A 17,791-nucleotide genomic window follows, 5' to 3' on the forward strand; every position below is an offset into this window, starting at 1 on the left:
CGCGCCCTACGGCCGGGGCACGTTGCGGAGGTTGGAGCGGGCCATCTGGGCCATGCGGCCCACTCCCCCTTCGAGGACGATCTTGGAGGCCGACAGGGCGAAGCCCGTGACCATCTCCTTGCTGATCTTCGGCGGGATGGACAGGGCGTTCGGGTCGGTGACGATGTCGACGAGGGCCGGGCCCTTGTGCCGGAAGGCGTCCTTGAGGGCGCCCGCCAACTGCTTGGGCTTCTCGACGCGTACGCCGTAGGCACCACAGGCCCGCGCGACGGCGGCGAAGTCGGGGTTCTTGTTGGCGGTCCCGTACGAGGGCAGCCCTGCGACCAGCATCTCCAACTCGACCATCCCCAGGGAGGAGTTGTTGAAGAGGACGACCTTCACCGGCAGGTCGTACTGGACGAGGGTGAGGAAGTCGCCCATCAGCATGGAGAATCCGCCGTCGCCGGACATCGAGACGACCTGGCGCCCGCGGTCGGTGAACTGGGCGCCGATGGCCTGCGGCAGGGCGTTCGCCATGGAACCGTGCGAGAAGGACCCGATGATGCGGCGGCGGCCGTTGGGTGAGAGGTAGCGGGCCGCCCACACGTTGCACATGCCGGTGTCGACCGTGAACACGGCGTCGTCGTCGGCGAGTTCGTCGAGGACGGAGGCGACGTACTCGGGGTGGATCGGGACGTGCTTGTCGACCTTTCGCGTATAGGCCTTGACGACCCCTTCGAGCGCGTCGGCGTGCTTCTTGAGCATCTTGTCGAGGAAGCGACGGTCGCTCTTGGGGCTCACCTTGGGGGTGAGACAGCGCAGGGTCTCCTTCACGTCGCCCCACACCGCGAGGTCCAGCTTCGAGCGGCGGCCGAGCCGTTCGGGCCGCACGTCGACCTGGGCGATCTTCACGTCGTCCGGGAGGAACGCGTTGTACGGGAAGTCGGTGCCCAGCAGGATCAGCAGGTCGCACTCGTGGGTGGCCTCGTAGGCGGCTCCGTATCCGAGGAGCCCGCTCATGCCGACGTCGTACGGGTTGTCGTACTGGATCCATTCCTTGCCGCGCAGGGCGTGCCCGACAGGGGATTTGATCCGCTCGGCGAACTGCATGACCTCGGCGTGCGCGCCCGCGGTGCCGCTGCCGCAGAACAGGGTGACCCTGTCGGCCTCGTCGATCATCGCGGCGAGCTTGTCGATCTCGGCGTCACCGGGCCGGACGCTGGGCCGTGAGGTGACGAGGGCGGTCTCGACGGCCTTGTCCGGGGCCGGCTCGTCGGCGATGTCGCCCGGCAGCGTCACGACGCTCACTCCGCCCTGTCCGACCGCGTGCTGGATGGCGGTCTGGAGCAGGCGGGGCATCTGCTTCGGGTTGGAGATCATCTCGCTGTAGTGGCTGCACTCGCGGAACAGCTGGTCGGGATGGGTCTCCTGGAAGTACCCGAGGCCGATCTCGCTGGACGGGATGTGCGAGGCGAGGGCGAGCACCGGGGCCATGGAACGGTGGGCGTCGTAGAGGCCGTTGATGAGGTGGAGGTTGCCGGGGCCGCAGGAGCCCGCGCAGGCGGCGAGCCCGCCGGTGATCTGGGCCTCGGCGCCCGCCGCGAAGGCAGCCGTCTCCTCGTGCCGGACGTGGATCCAGTCGATGGCCGAGTTGCGCCGGATGGCGTCGACCACCGGGTTGAGGCTGTCGCCGACGACTCCGTACAGGCGCTTCACCCCCGCCCGGACAAGGATGTCGACGAACTGCTCGGCAACGTTCTGCTTGGCCATGACTCACGCGCCCCTTGCTGTCGTTCGCTGTCCCGGGTTCCCTTCCCTCGCATGTCCCATGAATTCACAGCGGTCGCGGTTACGCCTCCCAGACGGCGGCGGCGGTCCGGTCGTCGGCGTATCCCTTGACCCGGACCGCACTGTCCGCGAGGAACGCGGCGAGGCCCGGCGGGTCGCCTCCCGACCAGCGGGAGGTCAGGTGCTCGACCAGGCGCGGTTCGCCGCGCAGGGGTTCGGCGAGCCCGCTGGTGCACAGCAGGAGCGCGTCGCCGGGGCGGGCGACCGAGGCCCGGAAGCGGAAGGGGTCGCGGGGCGGCGGTTCGGGAGCGGGCTCGTACGGGCTCGGGGGCGTGGTGATGCCCAGATCCATGGTGAGCCGGTCGCCGTCGGGCGTCTCGTGCGGCAGTGATCCGAAGCCGACGACCGCCTCGCCGGCGGTGTCCGCGACGCGCGGTTCGATGTCCTGCCACTCGCCGTCGCGCAGCCGGAAGAGACCCCCCGCTCCGACGCCGAAGAAGACGCGTGTACGGCACTCGGGGTCGGCGGGGAGCAGCAGGCAGCGCAGGCTCGCTGTGTACTCCTCGGGAGTCACGCCCTGTTCGGAGGCGCTGGCCCGCAGCTTGCCGAGGCTGCGGTCGGTGAGCCGGTGCAGGCCCGACTTCAGGTCGCCGCGCCGGGCGGCCCTGATGTCCTCGGCGAGCCGCGCGTGGCTGCGGCCCACGGCCCGTCCGATCCACTGGCACGCCTCGGCCGCGGCCCGGTGGGCGCCGGGGGTGGCTCGGGCGCCGGTCGCCATGGCCACCAGTACGAGCGCCGCGTCACCGACGCCGAAGCGGGCGGTGAGCAGGGAGTCCCTGCGCGGCTCGCCCCTGTATCGCGCCGAGTCCCCCCGCACGGACACGGCCCGCAGGGTGCAGGTTCCGTAGGACGCCCCGTCGAGCACCGTGTCGGCCACGAGGTCGCCGAGGTCGTCCGGGTCCGCGGGCGGCAGTGCGGTGGGTTCGGAGTCGTAGGTGGGCGGGCCGGAGCCCACGTGGCCGAGGGGGGCGGGGATGTCGGGGACCTGCAGGACGGGCTGGTCGGACGGGCCGCCCGAGGGGACGTCGGCCAGGGTGCCGGACCGGGCGTCAGGGGCGTCCGGCACGCCCGGGACACCGGCGGGGGCTTCGGCCGGCGGGACGGAGGGGCCGCCGCCCGCCGCCTCGGGCCGTCCGGTGGAGGCGCCCGTCGCGGGTGCGTCGGACGGCATCGGAGGCGGGGCGCCCGCCGGCATCGGAGGCAAGGCACCGGGTGCCACCGAGGACGGCGTGCCGGCGGGGGCCTCGGGACCGGCCGGAGCCCAGCTGCCGGGACCGGCCTCGGGACGGGCCGGGGCGTCGGGACGACGGGCTGGGGGCTCGGGACGGGCCGGAGTCTCGCGCTCCTCGATGGAGGGAGTGCCCACGGTGGGCGGAGGGCCGATGGTCGGCGGTCCTCCCGGCGGCTGGGGCCACCGGGACGCTGCGGGTCCGGCCGCCGGGGCCGCACCGGGGGGCGCGGAGTGCCGGGGAGCCGCGTCGGAGGAAGAGGCAGAGGACCGGGGAGCCGCGTCGGAGGGGGCGGCATGCCTCGGAGCCGGACCTGCCGGGGACGGAACCGCGTCGGCCGGGTCTGCCGAAGGCGGGACCGCGTCCACGGGCTCCGGAGAGGGCGGAACCGTGGGCGTCCACGAGGCGGGTGTCGACGAGGTGGGCGTCCGTGGAGTCGGTGCCGCTGCCTTGGGGGCTTCCGGGGACATGCCCGGGGGCGGTGTCGGCGCACGGGGTCCTGTCGGTCCGGGCCCGGGTGGGAAGGTGGCCGGACCCGGGGTTTCGGCGGGCGGGGCCTCCCAGGGGGCCCGCTGCCGCTGGTGAAGCCCGCTGTTGTGCGTCTCGTCGGACGGGGGGCCTTCGCCGGGGCGGACGCCACCCCCGGCGGGGCCCGGTGAACCGGCCACGGGCCCACGCGGGTCGCCTGTCCACGCCCCGCGGGCCTGCCACCCCGCTCCGGCCTCCGCGCTGCCGATGTCTCCGTCGGCCTCGTCGTCTCCGGACCCACCGCCGGCCGGTCGCCCGGCCACGGACCCTCCGGGCGTACCCGTTTCCCGGCCCCCGGAGGTCCCGGACAGGCCGGAAGGCCCGGCCGCGGCCGGGCCGGACGGCACGCGCGAGGCCGGTCCGCTCGGCGGCCACCAGGGCGGGGGATCCGACTCCATGGACCCGTCGTCGGCGCGCGACCCGTGGCCCGGCGCGGCAGGGCCGGACGCGCCGTGGAGACGCCGGGGCCGCTCGGTCGGCGTGCGGGGCGGCGGTACGGCGGGCCCCTCGGCCGAGGGCACCGGGGCCGCGTCGGCATGCGCTCCCAGGGTGTCCGTCGCCGAGGCGAACCGGTCGTCGAGCGAGTCCGCCGCGGGCGCGGGCCCGGTGTCCCCCGTGGAGTCGTCGTACAGCTGCCCCCACCAGTCGTCCTGATGACCGGTGGGCCTCTCCCCCTGCTGGCTCATGCCCCTGATTGTCCACCGTTGAGGCCGGATGAAAACGGTGCATCCGGAAAAACCGGCCGGGAGGTCGGGGTCGAACAACGGTACGGGGCCGCCGGGCGGTCCCACCCCCCACGGGAGAACCGCCCGGCGGCGCCGGTGTGACCGGACCCCGGTGTACCGCCGAGGCCCGCGTCACGCTCTGGTGGGCCGGCTTCCGCGCGAAGCGGTCCGTCCGGCCCGGAGTGTGCCCCGCTTCCCTGGGGCCGAGCTGTGATCCCGGGGCGGGTTCCACCTGCGGCCCTGTTCATCCATGCCGACCCTGATCCTTCGATCATTGGCCGGTCCTCGCCGGTCGCCGCCCCCGGGCTCACCGTCGGCGAGGCGGCCCCGGCAGCGGCTCCGCCGCGCCCCGTGCCGTGCGCACCGCCGCTCCCGCCCCCCGACCGGCCCCGCACGTTCGCGCAGGCCGATGCCGTTCGAGACGGACATGACCGGCCCTGCGTCACGCTGTCGTACCGCCACCTTGGCAGAGACCCGGACGGTACGGCGATGATGTGCCGAGGCGGGTTTACGCCGTGGCCGTTTTCCGCCACGGCCGGTCTTCGGGGAGGGGCACAGCCGCATGCACGGAGCGACAGGGCTGGCAGCGATAGGGCTCGACGGCACACACGAGTCGGCGTACCGGGCGCTGGTGTCCGTGGGAGCCGCCGACGTGCCCGATCTCGCGCGGCGGCTCGCGCTCGGCGAGCACGACACCGAGCGCGCGCTGCGCGGGCTGGAACGGCACGGTCTCGCGGCCCAGTCGTCCGCCCGGCCCGGCCGCTGGGTCGCGGCGCCGCCCGGCGTCGCGCTCGGCGCGCTGCTCACCCAGCGGCGCCACGAGCTGGACCAGGCCGAGCTGGCGGCGACGCTGCTCGCCGAGGACTTCCGTGCGCGGTCCGCCGAGCCCGCCGCGCACGACCTGGTCGAGGTGGTGACCGGCGCGGCCGCGGTCGCCCAGCGGTTCCTGCAGCTCCAGCTCGGTGCGAGCGAGGAGGTGTGCGCCCTGGTCACGGGCCGTCCCGTCGTCGTCGCCGGGACGGACAACGACGCGGAGAAGCAGGCCGCCGACCGGGGTGTCCGCTACCGCGTCGTCGTCGAGCGATCGGTCCTGGACCTGCCCGACGGCATCACGGAGCTGTCCGCGGCACTCGGCCGGGACGAGCGGGTCCGGGTCGTGGACACCGTGCCGACCAAGCTGGTGATCGCCGACCGGACCCTCGCGATGGTGCCGCTGACCTCGCGGACCCTGGAGCCCGCCGCGCTCGTCGTCCACGCGAGCGGTCTGCTCGAATCGCTGTCGGGCCTGTTCGAGTCGGTGTGGCGGGACGCGCTCCCGCTGCGCCTGGGCGCGCCCGGAACGGTGACCGAGGAGGAGCGGGAAGGCCCGGACGGCACCGATCTGGAGATCCTCTCGCTGCTCCTCGCCGGGCTGACCGACGCGAGCGTCGCCAAACAGCTCGACCTGGGCCTGCGGACCGTGCAGCGCCGGGTGAAGCGGCTGATGGAGCTGACGGGCGTGACGACCCGGCTCCAGCTCGGCTGGCACACGTACGAGAAGGGCTGGGTCGCCCGGGAGCAGCAGGACTGACCTGCGGTTTCGCCCGTTGTGGGGCACTCTGGGCAGATGGGAGCGTGGGAACTCCTGCTGGTCGGCGTGGTGATGCTGCTCGGCCTGAGCGGAGTGCTGGTACCCGGCGCGCCGGGGTCGTGGCTCGTGTGGGCCGCGGTCCTGTGGTGGGCGTTCGAGGACCCCAAGGCCCTCTCCTGGGGCGTGCTCGCCGGTGCCACCGCCGCCCTCTTCGTCGCCCAGGTGATCCGCTGGCGGCTGCCACCACGCAGGCTGCGCTCCAGCGGCGCCACCCCCCGCATGGCGGTGTACGCGGGCGTCGGCGCCCTGCTCGGCTTCGTCGTCGTGCCGGTGCTCGGCGCGATACCCGGCTACGTCGGCGGCGCCTACCTCGCCGAACGACTGCGGCTGGGCGGCCACGGGGAGGCGATGGCCTCGGTGCGCTCGGTGATGCGCCGCGGCGGGACGAGCGTGCTGGTGGAGCTGTTCACCTGCCTGCTGATCACGGGGGCGTGGCTGGGCGCCGTGCTCTTCGGCTGAGCGCCGACCGCCCCGGTGCGGTGCGGGGCCGCCGTACGGGGTTGAGCGGCTCGGTGTCGTGCGGGGCCGTGGTGCGTCGCGGTACGGCGCATTACGTACGACAACACATCGGATCTCTCACTTGCTGTTGACGGCATCACGCACCTTCTCTACGTTGCGTGCCGGGATAGCTCCGATGAATCGCCCGGTTTTCGCTTACGCAGCCGCACGCAGCCGCACAAACCGCCAGGAGTCGCGATGCCCCGCCCGTCCAGACGTACCGTGCTCACCACCGGATCCGCCGCCGGCGGCGCCCTGCTCGCCGGCGGGCTGCCGGCCCAGGCTGGAGCGGACACCCGCCGGAACGACCCGTCATCCCCGCCCGACGACCTCGGTTCCGACCCCTGGCGCACCGTCCTCGACGACGCCGACCTCGTCTGGCGGCGGATGCCGAAGACCTGGTACGAGGGCCCGTACCTGGGCAACGGCTTCCTCGGTTCCGGCATCTACGCCGAGCCCGGCCGGGAGACCGAGGCCGTCCGCTTCAACGTGCAGCACTCCGAAGTGCAGGACCACCGCCCGCGGTTCGGGTCGCTCTTCGGGCTCGCGCGGCTGCCGATCGGCCACTTCACCCTGGAACCGGTCGGCACGATCACCTCACTGGACTGGCGGCTCGGACTCCGCGACGCCGAGCTGACCGGAACGCTCACCACGGACCGCGGCACCCTCACGATCCGCGCGCTGGTGCACACCACCCGCTCGGTGCTCGTCGTCGAGGTGACACCGAGCAGCGGCGAACGCGACCACCGGTGGGTGTTCCATCCGGCCGAGGCGATCAGCCCGCGCGCCGCGTTCCGCCCGCTGCCGGAGGGCTACACCGGCAACCCGCCCGCCGCGGTCGAGGAGCACGACGGCGCCCTCGCGGCCGTACAGCCGCTCCTGGCCGGCGGTCGGCACGTCACCGCGTGGCGGGAGCGGGCCCGCGGGTCACGGCGGACCCTGTACGTCCATGTCGCGCACTCGTACCCGGGGACGGCGGCACGGGGACGGGCCCTGGCAGCGGTCCGCAAGGCCGCCCGACTGCCCTACGACGGACTGGCTTCGACGCACCGGTCCTGGTGGCGTGCCTTCTACCGCAAGAGCTTCCTGTCGCTCCCCGACGCCCGCCTCCAGCGTTTCTACTGGATCCAGCTGTACAAGACGGCGTCCGCGGCCCGGCGAGACGCCCCCGTGATGGCCACCAGCGGCCCCTGGCTGGAGTCCACCCCGTGGCCGGCGACCTGGTGGAACCTGAACGTGCAGTTGGAGTACTGGCTGATCCACGGCTCCAACCATCTCGAACTCGACGCCGTCACGCGGGCGTTGAGCGAGTTCCGGGACAATCTGAAGGCCGAGATGGCCCCGGCGTACCGCGCCGACTCGCTCGGCATACCGCGCACCACGGACGCGTACCTGGTCAACGGCGGCGCCACGAGCAACGCCGAGGGCTACGGGGTCGGCATCCCCGGCCAGGACCCGCCGACGCCCGAGGTGGGGAACCTCGTGTGGGCGCTGCACAACGTCTGGCTCAGTTACCGCCACACCATGGACGAGTCGATCCTCCGGGACGTCCTCTTCCCGCTCCTGCGCAAGGCTGTCTCCTACTACCTGCACTTCCTGGAGCCCGGCCCGGACGGCAGACTGCACCTGCCGGCGACGTTCTCGCCCGAGTACGGCGGCAACTCGCGGGACTGCAACTACGACCTGATGCTGCTGACCTGGGGCTGCCGCACCCTCCTGGAGTCGGCCGAACTCCTCGGCGTCCGAGACGAGTCGGCGCCCCGCTGGCGGGAGGTGCTGGAGCGGCGCGCCGCGTACCCGACCGACGCGAACGGCTTCATGATCGGCGCGGACATCCCCTTCGCCAAGTCGCACCGCCACTACTCGCACCTGCTCGCCGTCTACCCCCTGTACGAGCTGACGGGCCGCACGCCCGACGAACGGGCCCTGATCGAGAAGTCGTTGGCCCACTGGGTCGGCTTCGAAGGTGCGCTCCAGGGCTACACGTTCACGGGTGCGGCCTCGATGTCGGCCCTGCTCGGCAAGGGTGAGGACGCGCTCGCCTACCTCGACCAGCTCATGGCCCGCTTCATCCAGCCCAACACCATGTACAAGGAGTCCGGGCCGGTGATCGAGACCCCGCTCTCCGCCGCCCAGTCGCTGCACGACATGGTCTGCCAGTCCTGGGGCGGCGTCGTCCGGGTCTTCCCGGCACTGCCCGCCGCCTGGGCCGACCTGACCGTGCACGACTTCCGTACGCAGGGGGCGTTCCGGCTCAGCGCGGTGCGCAGGGGCGGCCGGACCCGGTGGGTCCGGCTCGTCAGCGAGGCGGGCGCCCCCTGCGTCGTACGGCACGGGGTGCCGGGAGCGATCGACGTACGTGACGGACGCGGGCGGCCGCTGCGCCACGAGGACGCGGGTGACGGGAGCATCCGGATCGCCCTGAGGAAGGGCGGGTCGGCGCTGATCACCGCCCGGGGTGACCGGCCCGACCTGCGGGTCACCGCCGTCGAGCCGAACGGGGAAGCCCCGCGCTGGGGCCTGCCCACCCCGTGAGTCACCGGGCCAGAGCGGCCAGGTCGACGCTGTCGGCCAGAGCCCGCATGCCGGCGTCGTTGAAATGGAGATGGTCGCCGGGATCGTAGGCGGGCAGCATGCGGTGCGGCCGGGACGGGTCGCGGACGACGGCGTCGAAGTCCGCGACCGCGTCGAACAGCCCGCCGGTGCGGATGAGGTGGTTGACCGACCGGCGGACGCGCTCGCGTGCCTCCGTGTGGCTGCCGTGGCCGCCGAACGGCGTGAGGGTGGCGCCGACGACACGGATCCCGCGGGCGTGGGCGCGCCGGACGATCTCGCGGTACGCGGCGCCGAGGGCGGCCGGGTCGGTCTGGTTCGGCGGGCTCTTGATGTCGTTGACGCCCTCCATCACGATCACCGTGCGCACCCCCGTGCGGGAGAGCACGTCGGCGTCGAACCGGGCCAGAGCGCTGGGCCCCCGGCCTTCGAGCAGCAGCCGGTTGCCGGCGACTCCCGCGTTCAGTACGCCCTGCCGGCGGTGGGACGGCAGGGCGCGCAGGCGCTCGGCGAGCCGGTCGGGCCAGCGGCGGTTGGTGTTCGGCGTCGAACCGGAGCCGTCGGTGAGCGAGTCGCCGAACGCGACGACGCTCCCCGCGGCCTGCGGACGGCGCACGTCGACACCTGTCACGTAGTACCAGGAGCCGGTCGTGGTTGTGTACGCCGCGCCGCTCGCCTCCGCGACCCGATTGCCCTTCCTGGCAAGGAAGTTGGTCTGCCGCGCGTCGCGATGGTAGGTCGCCGGCCCCGGGTCGCCGGGGGTGTGGAGGGTGACGAGAAGGTTGGCGGCGGCCGGCACCGTCAGCGTGACCGGGTCGCTCACGACGTCCCTGCCGGCCGGCACGGTGATCCTCTTCCTGCCGCCGAAGGTGAGCGTGCGCATCGTGCCACGCAGGGCGTTCGGGCTCTCGGGCGCCTTCGGCTGCTGCCTGGCCAGGGTGGCGCCGCCGAGGACGAGCGGCCGGGTGCCGAGCCGGTTGGAGATCCGTACGCGGACGGCCGTGCCGCCGACGCTCGTGTGGACGACGTTACGGATCGAGGCGTCGGGGAGCGGCGGCGCGGTGCCGGAGGCGGCGGCCTCCCAGGTGCCGGTCCAGTACGCGGGGGTGGCTCGCAGGGCCGTGCGGTCGGGGGCCGCCCCGGAACCTGTGTGGGCCACGCCCGTGCCCGTCAGAGTGAGTGCCAGCGCACCGGCCAGGGCGGTCGCCGCCCGTGCGGCGTCTCTTCGTCCGAACCCGACCATGCGTTCCTGCCTTCCGCCGACAGAGCCCGACGGAGCCCGACGGGTGCGGGTCTCCGGATCTGGGGCCAGGATCCGATGCGGAGAGCACGAAAACCGTGTTTGGCTGCTGACATGACCGCATTCAGTGAAGCCGAACGGGCGTACCTAAAGTCCCAGCGGCTGGGCCGCCTCGCCACCGTCGACCAGCACGGCCAGCCGCAGGCGAACCCCGTCGGCTTCCATCCGCAGGACGACGGCACCATCCTCATCGGCGGCTATGCCATGGGGACCACCAAGAAGTGGCGCAACCTGCAGAAGAACCCCAAGGTCGCCCTGGTGATCGACGACATCGTCAGCCTCCGCCCCTGGAAGGTGCGCGGAGTGGACATCCGTGGGGACGCCGAACTGCTGACCGGGCCGCACGAGTTGGGACCGCACTTCAGCGAGGAGCTGATCCGCGTCCACCCCCGGCGCATCCACAGCTGGGGTCTCGAGGAATAGCCGGGCGGCCGAAGGATCGTCTCATCGGCCTTCGAGGGTGAGGAGTCGGAGCTTGCGCTCCAGCCCTCCCGCGTACCCCGTGAGCGATCCGTCCGCGCCGATCACACGATGGCACGGGCGGACGATCAGCAGCGGATTGGCGCCGATCGCTCCGCCGACGGCCCGCACGGCGATGCGCGACGCACCGATCCGGGCGGCGATCTCCCCGTACGTGATGGTCGTCCCGTAGGGGACGGAGTCGAGGGCGCTCCAGACCCGCTCCCGGAACTCGGTGCCGCTCGGCCTCAGCTCCAGCTGGAACTCCTTGAGTTCGCGGGCGAAGTAGGCGGCCAGCTGCCGCTCGGCCTCCTGGAAGGGTTCCGGTGCGCGTCGCCAGTCCGCCTCGACCGTGCGTCCGCCCTTCTGGCCGGGCACGGAGAGGGAGGTCAGCGCGCCCGACTCGTCAGCGGTGAGCAGGAGTTCACCGACAGGACTGTCCAGGGCCGTGTAGTACGTGGTCACTTCTCTTCGCCTTCCGGCTCGGCGGCTGCCAGGTGCCGCAGGGCGTATGAACGCCACGGACGCCAGGTCTCGGGGACCTGTGCGCCGGGCGGGGCCACGTCGGGGTCACCGAGGGCGCGGGTACGGATGACGGCCACGACGTGTTCGTCCAGGCCGGGCAGGGCGAGCAGCGCGGCCTGCGCCGCCTCCCGGTCGGCGCCGGGGTCGAGCCGCAGGGTGCCGTCCGCGAGAGCGGTGGCGAGGGCGCCCAGCGTGCCGCCGGACTCCGCGAGGGCTGCCGGTTCGGGGAAGACGTGCGTGAGCGTCCCGCAGGGCGAGTCCAGCGCCTTCCCGTGGGTCCGCACCAGGTTCTCGGCCTCGCGCGGACCGACCAGCGCGCGTACCGCCAGCTCCTCCGGATCGGCGGCGCCGGGCGAACGCAGCCCCGGCCTGGCCGCCACCAGCGGGGCCAGCCGGCTGTCCGAGCCGAGCCGCTCGTCCACGGCGTACGGATCGGCGTCGAGGTCGAAGAGCCGACGCAGCCGCTGTACGGCGGTGGTGAGATCCCGCAGGTCGGTGAGGTGCAGCCGGGCGTCGAGCCAGCCGCTGCTGTGGGCGGAGGCGCCCGACAGGCGCTCCCCCACGGCGACGATGCCCGTGCCGTACGGCAGCCGCAGGGTCCGTCGGTAGGTGCGGGCCCCGGGGGCGCCGGCCACCTCTTCGATGCCGGGCACGGCCTCGGCGCTCAGCAGGTCGAAGGCGGCGGCTGCCTGGTACGGGCCCCGGTGCGCGAGGCGCAGCGGTATCCCCGCGGTGGGGGTGGCCGCGGAGGGGGTGGCCGGCGTTCGGCGCGTCCCGCCTCTGTTTCTGGCGGCGCGCAGCTCGGTCGGGGTGGACGCGTACACCGTCCGGATCGTGTCGTTGAACTGCCGCACGCTCGCGAATCCGGCGGCGAAGGCGATCTCCGTGACCGGTAGTTCCGTGGTCTGCAGCAGTACCCGCGCGGTGTGGGCGCGCTGAGCCCGTGCCAGGGCCACCGGTCCCGCGCCCAGTTCCGTGGTGAGCTGCCTCTGGACCTGTCGGGCGCTGTACCCGAGCCGGACGGCGAGCCCGGCGACGCCCTCGCGGTCCACGACCCCGTCGCCGATCATCCGCATCGCGCGTCCCACGACGTCGGCGCGTACGTTCCACTCGGCGGATCCCGGGGCGGCGTCCGGGCGGCATCTGCGGCATGCCCGGAATCCCGAGCCCTGCGCGGCCGCCGCGGTGGCGTAGTAGCGCACGTTCTCCCGCTTCGGCGTCACCGCGGGACAGCTCGGTCGGCAGTAGATCCCCGTCGTCTCCACGGCGAAGAAGAACGCGCCGTCGAACCGGGCGTCCCGGCTGCGTACGGCTCCGTATCCGGTCTCCTCGTCAATCACCCCTCCAGTGTGCGCCGCCGTCACGTGTCCGGCTGGCGGATATCGGACATGGCGCTCGTCCGGGGCGGGGTGTCGCCTGCGTCGTCTGTGGGTGGGGCGGGGCCGTGCCGGTATGTCACGTTCGCGACCTCCGGGCACACTGCCCTGAGTGCCATCGGTGGGCGTTTCCAGCGGGAGCCCTACGTCGCGAACATTGACATACCGGCACGGCCCCGCCCCGGCGCGTCAGCGTCTGCGGCACACACATACACATACGCATACGCGGCCACCGGTGCGGGTGCGGGTCCCGGGGGGTGCGGGTCCCGGGGGGCGAGTCCCGGGGGGGGCGGGAGACGGGGGGCGGGAGACGGGGGCGGAAGATGGGCGCAGCGCCCCACGGCCGAAGGGCCGCAGGGCGCTGCTGATGTGATGGCGCGGTGGTGGGCAGGCTGGTTGCCGGGGTCGCGGGCGGTCCGCTGGCCCTCGCCCCGCCCGCAGGGAACGAGGGCCCTCACTCCGTCGTGGGGCTGGTCAGTGCCGGCCCCGGTCACCCCGCTTGGCCTCCATCGCTGCCCGGCCCTCGGCTCCCCTGCGCTTCCATTCCCTCCTCAGTTCCGACCGGACGCGCGCATCCGTCTTGGCCACGATCCGCTGGTTCTCCCTGAGGAGCTTCCGGTAGCTCTCGAGTCGCCTCTCGGGCAGGATCCCCGCGTCCAGCGCGGCCAGCACCGCGCAGCCCGGCTCGGCCACATGCGCGCAGTCCTGGAACCGGCACCCCTGGGCAAGCTCCTCGATCTCCGAGAACACCTGGCCGACCCCGTTGCCGGCGTCGAACAGCCCTACTCCTCGCAGGCCGGGAGTGTCGATCAGGACACCGCCGCCGGGCAGCACGAGCAGATTGCGGGTCGTCGTCGTGTGCCGTCCCTTGCCGTCGACGTCACGCGCTGCCTGGACCTCCATCACGTCGTCCCCGAGCAGGGCGTTCGCGAGCGTCGACTTGCCGGCGCCCGACACCCCGAGCAGCACGGACGTGCCGCCGGCCACGACGGCGCCGAGCACGTCCAGCCCGTCCCCGTCCGTGGAACTGACCGGCAGCACCTGGACGCCCGGCGCGGCGGTCTCCACGTCCTGCACGAGATACGCCAGCCCCACCGGGTCCGGCACCAGATCCGCCTTGGTCAGCACGACCAGCGGCTGCGCCCCGGACTCCCAGGCCAGCGCCAGGAACCGCTCGATCCTGCCGAGATCGAGCTCCACCGCCAAGGACACCGCGATGATCGCGAAGTCCACGTTGGCGGCGAGGATCTGCCCTTCCGACCTCTTGGACGAGGTCGACCGCACGAAGGCGGTACGGCGCGGCAGATACGCCTGTACGTATCGGGGGTCCCCGCCGGGGTCCACGGCGGCCCAGTCCCCGGTGCAGATGACCCGGAGCGGGTCGTTCGGAGTCACGAACTCGGTGTCGACCCGCATGGGTCCGGCGGCGGTGATCACGTCGCACTGGCCACGGTCGACCCGTACGACCCGCCCCGGCACGAGTCCGCGTTCGAGATGGGGGGCGAATTCAACCGCCCACTCCTCGTCCCAGCCGTAGGGCTCGAGCGGATGGGACGAGAGGGAGGAAGTCGAGAGGGAGGAAGGGGAAGAAGGAGGAGCAGAAGACAAGGGGTGACCCTTCGAAGGGTGGCCCCGGCCGCGCGCGCTCGGGCGCGGAGAAAGAGGATGTCAGCCGGCGACCACAGAGGTGGATTCGATGAACTTCCGGATGTGGGCAGCGCCCATCGCCATGACAGCCATCGTTCGCACCTCCTTGATCACACCAGCACGACATCCGCGGTGGAGAACGTCCACCGCGCGAACAACCCGACCCTAGACCGCCCTGTCGTCCGGGCCAACCGGTTTTCCGGCCCGGACGAGGGTGGGGGGCGGCTGCCGGGTTGTCCCCCGCTGGGCCGGAGTCCGTGCAGCTCCGCCCGCTCAGCTCGAGTGCGTACAGCTCCGTCCGTTCAGCGTGAAGTGGACCGGCGCGGAGTCTCCGTCGCCGCCCGAGCCCAGGAAGCCCACGGCGAGCGATCCGCCCGAGACGACCGTCTTGTTGTAGTCGGCAGAGCTCGCGATCACCCGCGAGCCGTCCTGGTCGAAGCTGCCGTCCCACATCTGGGTCACCTTCTGGCCGTCGCGGAAGGTCCAGCCGACGCGCCAGGTGTCGAGGGCGTAGTCGGACTTGACGGTGACGGTGGCCTGGAAGCCGTCCGGCCACTCGTTGACCAGCTCGTACCTGGCGTGACAGACGGCGGGCTCACTGGGATTGGGGTCGGCCTCCTTGTCTTGTTCGGCGGTGGGTGAGGAGTCCCCCTGGGCCTCCTTGTCCGGCCCCGAACCCGCATCCGACTTCTCGGTCGGCCGCGGGGACGACGTGGACGACGTGGATTCGCGCACCGAGCCCGATCCCGACGGCACGGAGTCGTACGAGGGCACCTGCTGCCCCACCGGCTGCCTTCCCGCCGACTGCTCCAGCTCCCCGGAACCGTCGTCCGAGCTCAAGGGGACCAGCGTGACGACGAGCGCCAGCAACGAGACACCCACAGCGGCGACCATCAGGCCGGCGCGCCCGATCCGGGCCCTGCCGTCCTCGCTCGCCCAGCCGGCCGGCTCGTCCGCGTCGTCGGCGGCACTCCGGGCGAGACCCGACTCGACGGCCCGGCGCCGCCGCTCCAGGTAGGCGAGCCCGCCCCAGCCGATCACTCCGCCCGCGAGCGCCGCGGCCAGCCCGCCCCCGGCGAGCTTCAGACAGGCGGCGGCCTCCGCGCACTCGACGCAGCACGCCAGGTGGCGTGACAGGTCGTCCGGTACGTCGGCGGCGGGCGAGCGGGTGACCGCGTCGAGCAGCCGCGCGTAACTGCGGCACTCCTCGGCCAGCGGGGTGTCGAGGTGGTTGCGGTGACAGCGGTCGCGGAACACGCCGCGGACCTGCTGCAGTTCCTCGGTGATGCCCTCCGGGTCGAGGCCGAGCCGTCGGGCCACGGCGGCCGGCGGCAGCGCCTCGACCTCCGCCAGCCAGAGCAGCGCCGCGTCCGGTTCCTGCATGTCCCGCAGTCCGCGCAGGGCCAGCGGCCGGTGCAGGGGTGGTCCCGAGAAGCGGTCGGCCTTCTCGGAGTTGAGCCACAGACGTAGGTCGGGGTCGAGACGACCGCCCTGGCCCTTGGCCTCCCAGGTGGCGGTCGTCTGGCGTACGGCGGTCAGGAGAAGCGGTATTCGGGGCAGCCGGGGAATGCGCGCCCGGCGTCCGAAACTCTTGCCGCCGGTCTCGGCCTCCGCGGCACGCGCTTCGCGTATGCCGCGGGAGAAGGCCTCGGAGGCCAACGGGCGGGCGTCGGCGGAGCCGCCGGTGCAGAGATCCGCGTAGGAAAGGACCGCGTCCCAGCACTCCGAGAACAGTGTCGCCTCGGCGGCATCCTGAGGGGTCGGCAGGTCTGGCATGGGTGGGGACTTCACCTGCATCCACAAGGGGGGTCAACTCACCTGGGTAATACGGGAGTTGGAGGGGACGTCTCACGACGGGGCGAGTTTTTCACGGGTCCTGCACAACTGACAAGCGGCATCGGCAAATCCGCTTACCGCCGGTCGCATGCCCCACCAGGCACTGCCGCCTCAGACGTATGTTCCCATCGGCCCCTCTGGCCTCGTCATCCGCCCCGTCCCTCAGCCCACGGGCACGTCGTCCGCGTCCCCTTCCGGCACCTCGACCGCCGGCAGGCTGTCCATGAACGAGCTCACCGAGAAGACCGCGTTGCCCGGTCCGGGCGGGCCGTATCCCGGAGGAGAGGCGAGGCCGAAGTCCTCCATCGTCGCGCGGTACGCCTCAAGGAGCCGGATGTGGTACTCCAGCGGGGCGCCCTGCGGGTTCGCCTTGCCGAGGGGTGTCGTGGGCTCCGGGCACCAGGTGGTGAAGCGGGGCGTGATGCCCTGCGACATGAAGAACCGCAGGCCCTCGGTGGTCGAGGCGATGGCCTCGTCGACCGTCGTGAAACCGAAGGGCTCCGCCATCTCCACGCCCGCCACGAAGTTGGGGATGACGTTGCGCGCGCCGAAGACCTCCGCGGAGTCGAGGATGCGCTTGTGCCACTCGTCGCGGCCTACGTAACGCTCCTTGCCGGGGCAGTACAGCTCGAAGAGACGGCGGTCCCACACCTCGTAGTTGGGGTGGTAGATCTGCACGCCGTAGTCCTTGAAGCGCTGCACGTCGTCGCGCGGGAGTGCCTGGGCAACGACCTTGCCGATCCAGCGGCCCGGGAAGTGCTCCTCGATGGCTTTCGCGTACATGCCGTAGAAGTCGGCCTCGTCGCGGCCCTGCAGTTTGGAGGTGATCGCGCCGCCGGTGAGGGTGTACGCGGTGGACACCTTCGCCGTGTCGTACCGGTCGATGATCTCCAGCGCTTCCAGGACCTCGTCGACGTCCTTCACACCGGTGTAGGGCCGGCCCGCCGCCTTGTGCTGGCGCCAGTTGTGGTTGATGTCGCAGTACTGGCACTCCTCCTTGGCGCCGAAGTACTGACAGACCCGGAAGACCGTGAGGTAGATCAGGTAGCCCCACTGGATCGTCGGGGCCACCTCCATGACGGACTTCCCGTTGGAGAGCTTGTGCCGGTAGTACTCGGGCATCGGCGGCACCCCGACGTCGGAGATCCGCTTCCCGTCGAGGTAGAGCCCGAGCAGGCCGTCCTCGCCGGCGGCGACACGGTAGGGCGAGGACGGGTTGACGCGGACGGACACGACGGTGCGGCGCAGGTCGTACGGGCCGCCGGTGAGGATGATCTCCTCCGGCGGCCGGCGCAGCGCGGCGGCGCCCAGCTCGGGCAGCGTGCCGTGGTCGAAGGAGAAGATGAAGTACGACTTCGGCTTGACGTCGCCGCTCTCGTTGTCGCTGAGGGCGGAGTCGTCGAAGGCCACGCCCCCGCGGAGGAGGTCCTCCTTGAAGACGGCCTCCCGCGGTACGTGCGGAAACCTTCCCATCAGGTCCTCGACCAGCGCGGTACGGCTGCCCATCCCGTCCTCCTCGCTCCCAGCTGCGGTGTTCGACTCCTCACGGTATGCCCCGCCTCCGCGGCACGTGGTGCCGGGTCCCTCTCGGGCGGGCGGTCCCGGGCGGGCGGCGACGGCGACGGGAGGGTGCGCTCGGGGCCGGCGCGCACCAGGTG

13 protein-coding genes are annotated in these 17,791 nt (G+C 72.6%); 5 read left to right on the forward strand and 8 right to left on the reverse strand.

Going from position 1 to position 17,791, the window contains the following annotated elements; all coding sequences use genetic code 11:
* Positions 1 to 6 precede the first annotated feature (6 nt).
* On the reverse strand, positions 7 to 1,749 hold the full coding sequence (locus O1Q96_RS33745; protein WP_269251763.1) for a pyruvate dehydrogenase: 1,743 nt from the start codon (positions 1,747 to 1,749) through the stop codon (positions 7 to 9).
* Positions 1,750 to 1,828: 79 nt separating this feature from the next.
* Complete coding sequence (locus O1Q96_RS44360; RefSeq protein WP_419587079.1) at positions 1,829 to 3,022, reverse strand: protein phosphatase 2C domain-containing protein; 1,194 nt, start codon at positions 3,020 to 3,022, stop codon at positions 1,829 to 1,831.
* Between the two features lie 958 nt (positions 3,023 to 3,980).
* Between O1Q96_RS44360 and O1Q96_RS33755 the strand changes: the two genes are divergently transcribed.
* The 4 genes from O1Q96_RS33755 to O1Q96_RS33770 all read left to right on the forward strand — a co-directional run bounded on the left by O1Q96_RS33755 (position 3,981) and on the right by O1Q96_RS33770 (position 8,972).
* Positions 3,981 to 4,238, forward strand: coding sequence for a hypothetical protein (locus tag O1Q96_RS33755; protein ID WP_269253982.1), 258 nt, complete (start codon positions 3,981 to 3,983; stop codon positions 4,236 to 4,238).
* A gap of 633 nt (positions 4,239 to 4,871) precedes the next feature.
* Positions 4,872 to 5,879 carry a helix-turn-helix transcriptional regulator gene (locus tag O1Q96_RS33760; RefSeq protein ID WP_269251764.1) on the forward strand — a complete coding sequence of 336 codons (1,008 nt, stop codon included), beginning with the start codon at positions 4,872 to 4,874 and terminating at the stop codon, positions 5,877 to 5,879.
* Between the two features lie 36 nt (positions 5,880 to 5,915).
* The gene (locus O1Q96_RS33765; protein ID WP_269251765.1) at positions 5,916 to 6,398 is read left to right on the forward strand and encodes a DUF456 domain-containing protein; all 483 of its coding nucleotides are present in this window, start codon (positions 5,916 to 5,918) and stop codon (positions 6,396 to 6,398) included.
* Positions 6,399 to 6,635: 237 nt separating this feature from the next.
* Positions 6,636 to 8,972: a glycosyl hydrolase family 95 catalytic domain-containing protein gene (locus O1Q96_RS33770; protein ID WP_269251766.1), complete on the forward strand. Its 2,337-nt coding sequence runs from the start codon at positions 6,636 to 6,638 to the stop codon at positions 8,970 to 8,972.
* Position 8,973: 1 nt separating this feature from the next.
* On the opposite strand, the gene O1Q96_RS33775 is transcribed toward O1Q96_RS33770, so the two are convergent.
* Positions 8,974 to 10,233 (reverse strand): SGNH/GDSL hydrolase family protein, encoded by a 1,260-nt coding sequence (locus O1Q96_RS33775; protein WP_269251767.1) that lies wholly within the window; start codon positions 10,231 to 10,233, stop codon positions 8,974 to 8,976.
* A gap of 111 nt (positions 10,234 to 10,344) precedes the next feature.
* On the opposite strand from O1Q96_RS33775, the gene O1Q96_RS33780 reads away from it, so the two are divergent.
* The gene (locus O1Q96_RS33780) at positions 10,345 to 10,713 is read left to right on the forward strand and encodes a PPOX class F420-dependent oxidoreductase (protein WP_217457678.1); all 369 of its coding nucleotides are present in this window, start codon (positions 10,345 to 10,347) and stop codon (positions 10,711 to 10,713) included.
* A gap of 21 nt (positions 10,714 to 10,734) precedes the next feature.
* Here O1Q96_RS33780 and O1Q96_RS33785 read toward each other — a convergent pair whose 3' ends face one another.
* The 5 genes from O1Q96_RS33785 to O1Q96_RS33805 all read right to left on the reverse strand — a co-directional run bounded on the left by O1Q96_RS33785 (position 10,735) and on the right by O1Q96_RS33805 (position 17,639).
* Positions 10,735 to 11,214 carry a methylated-DNA--[protein]-cysteine S-methyltransferase gene (locus O1Q96_RS33785; RefSeq protein WP_269251768.1) on the reverse strand — a complete coding sequence of 160 codons (480 nt, stop codon included), beginning with the start codon at positions 11,212 to 11,214 and terminating at the stop codon, positions 10,735 to 10,737.
* Positions 11,211 to 12,611 carry a DNA-3-methyladenine glycosylase 2 family protein gene (locus O1Q96_RS33790; protein ID WP_269253838.1) on the reverse strand — a complete coding sequence of 467 codons (1,401 nt, stop codon included), beginning with the start codon at positions 12,609 to 12,611 and terminating at the stop codon, positions 11,211 to 11,213. The genes O1Q96_RS33785 and O1Q96_RS33790 overlap by 4 nt, the downstream gene beginning before the upstream one ends.
* A 513-nt stretch (positions 12,612 to 13,124) precedes the next feature.
* Positions 13,125 to 14,258, reverse strand: a complete 1,134-nt coding sequence (rsgA, locus tag O1Q96_RS33795) for a ribosome small subunit-dependent GTPase A (RefSeq protein ID WP_269251769.1) — start codon at positions 14,256 to 14,258, stop codon at positions 13,125 to 13,127.
* Between the two features lie 312 nt (positions 14,259 to 14,570).
* Positions 14,571 to 16,073, reverse strand: a complete 1,503-nt coding sequence (locus O1Q96_RS33800) for a cellulose-binding domain-containing protein (RefSeq protein ID WP_269251770.1) — start codon at positions 16,071 to 16,073, stop codon at positions 14,571 to 14,573.
* A gap of 222 nt (positions 16,074 to 16,295) precedes the next feature.
* Entirely contained in the window at positions 16,296 to 17,639 is a 1,344-nt protein-coding gene (locus O1Q96_RS33805) for a radical SAM protein (RefSeq protein ID WP_269251771.1), read from the reverse strand.
* Positions 17,640 to 17,791 lie beyond the last annotated feature (152 nt).

The sequence above is a fragment of the Streptomyces aurantiacus genome (assembly GCF_027107535.1).
In the GTDB taxonomy this organism is placed as follows: domain Bacteria; phylum Actinomycetota; class Actinomycetes; order Streptomycetales; family Streptomycetaceae; genus Streptomyces.

Excerpts from the sequence above, each read along its gene's own strand:
- O1Q96_RS33745 (WP_269251763.1), bottom strand. The coding sequence starts at position 1,749 with ATGGCCAAGCAGAACGTTGCCGAGCAGTTCGTCGACATCCTTGTCCGG.
- O1Q96_RS44360 (WP_419587079.1), bottom strand. The coding sequence starts at position 3,022 with ATGCCGGCGGGCGCCCCGCCTCCGATGCCGTCCGACGCACCCGCGACG.
- O1Q96_RS33755 (WP_269253982.1), top strand. The coding sequence starts at position 3,981 with ATGGACCCGTCGTCGGCGCGCGACCCGTGGCCCGGCGCGGCAGGGCCG.
- O1Q96_RS33760 (WP_269251764.1), top strand. The coding sequence starts at position 4,872 with ATGCACGGAGCGACAGGGCTGGCAGCGATAGGGCTCGACGGCACACAC.
- O1Q96_RS33765 (WP_269251765.1), top strand. The coding sequence starts at position 5,916 with ATGGGAGCGTGGGAACTCCTGCTGGTCGGCGTGGTGATGCTGCTCGGC.
- O1Q96_RS33770 (WP_269251766.1), top strand. The coding sequence starts at position 6,636 with ATGCCCCGCCCGTCCAGACGTACCGTGCTCACCACCGGATCCGCCGCC.
- O1Q96_RS33775 (WP_269251767.1), bottom strand. The coding sequence starts at position 10,233 with ATGGTCGGGTTCGGACGAAGAGACGCCGCACGGGCGGCGACCGCCCTG.
- O1Q96_RS33780 (WP_217457678.1), top strand. The coding sequence starts at position 10,345 with ATGACCGCATTCAGTGAAGCCGAACGGGCGTACCTAAAGTCCCAGCGG.
- O1Q96_RS33800 (WP_269251770.1), bottom strand. The coding sequence starts at position 16,073 with ATGCCAGACCTGCCGACCCCTCAGGATGCCGCCGAGGCGACACTGTTC.
- O1Q96_RS33805 (WP_269251771.1), bottom strand. The coding sequence starts at position 17,639 with ATGGGCAGCCGTACCGCGCTGGTCGAGGACCTGATGGGAAGGTTTCCG.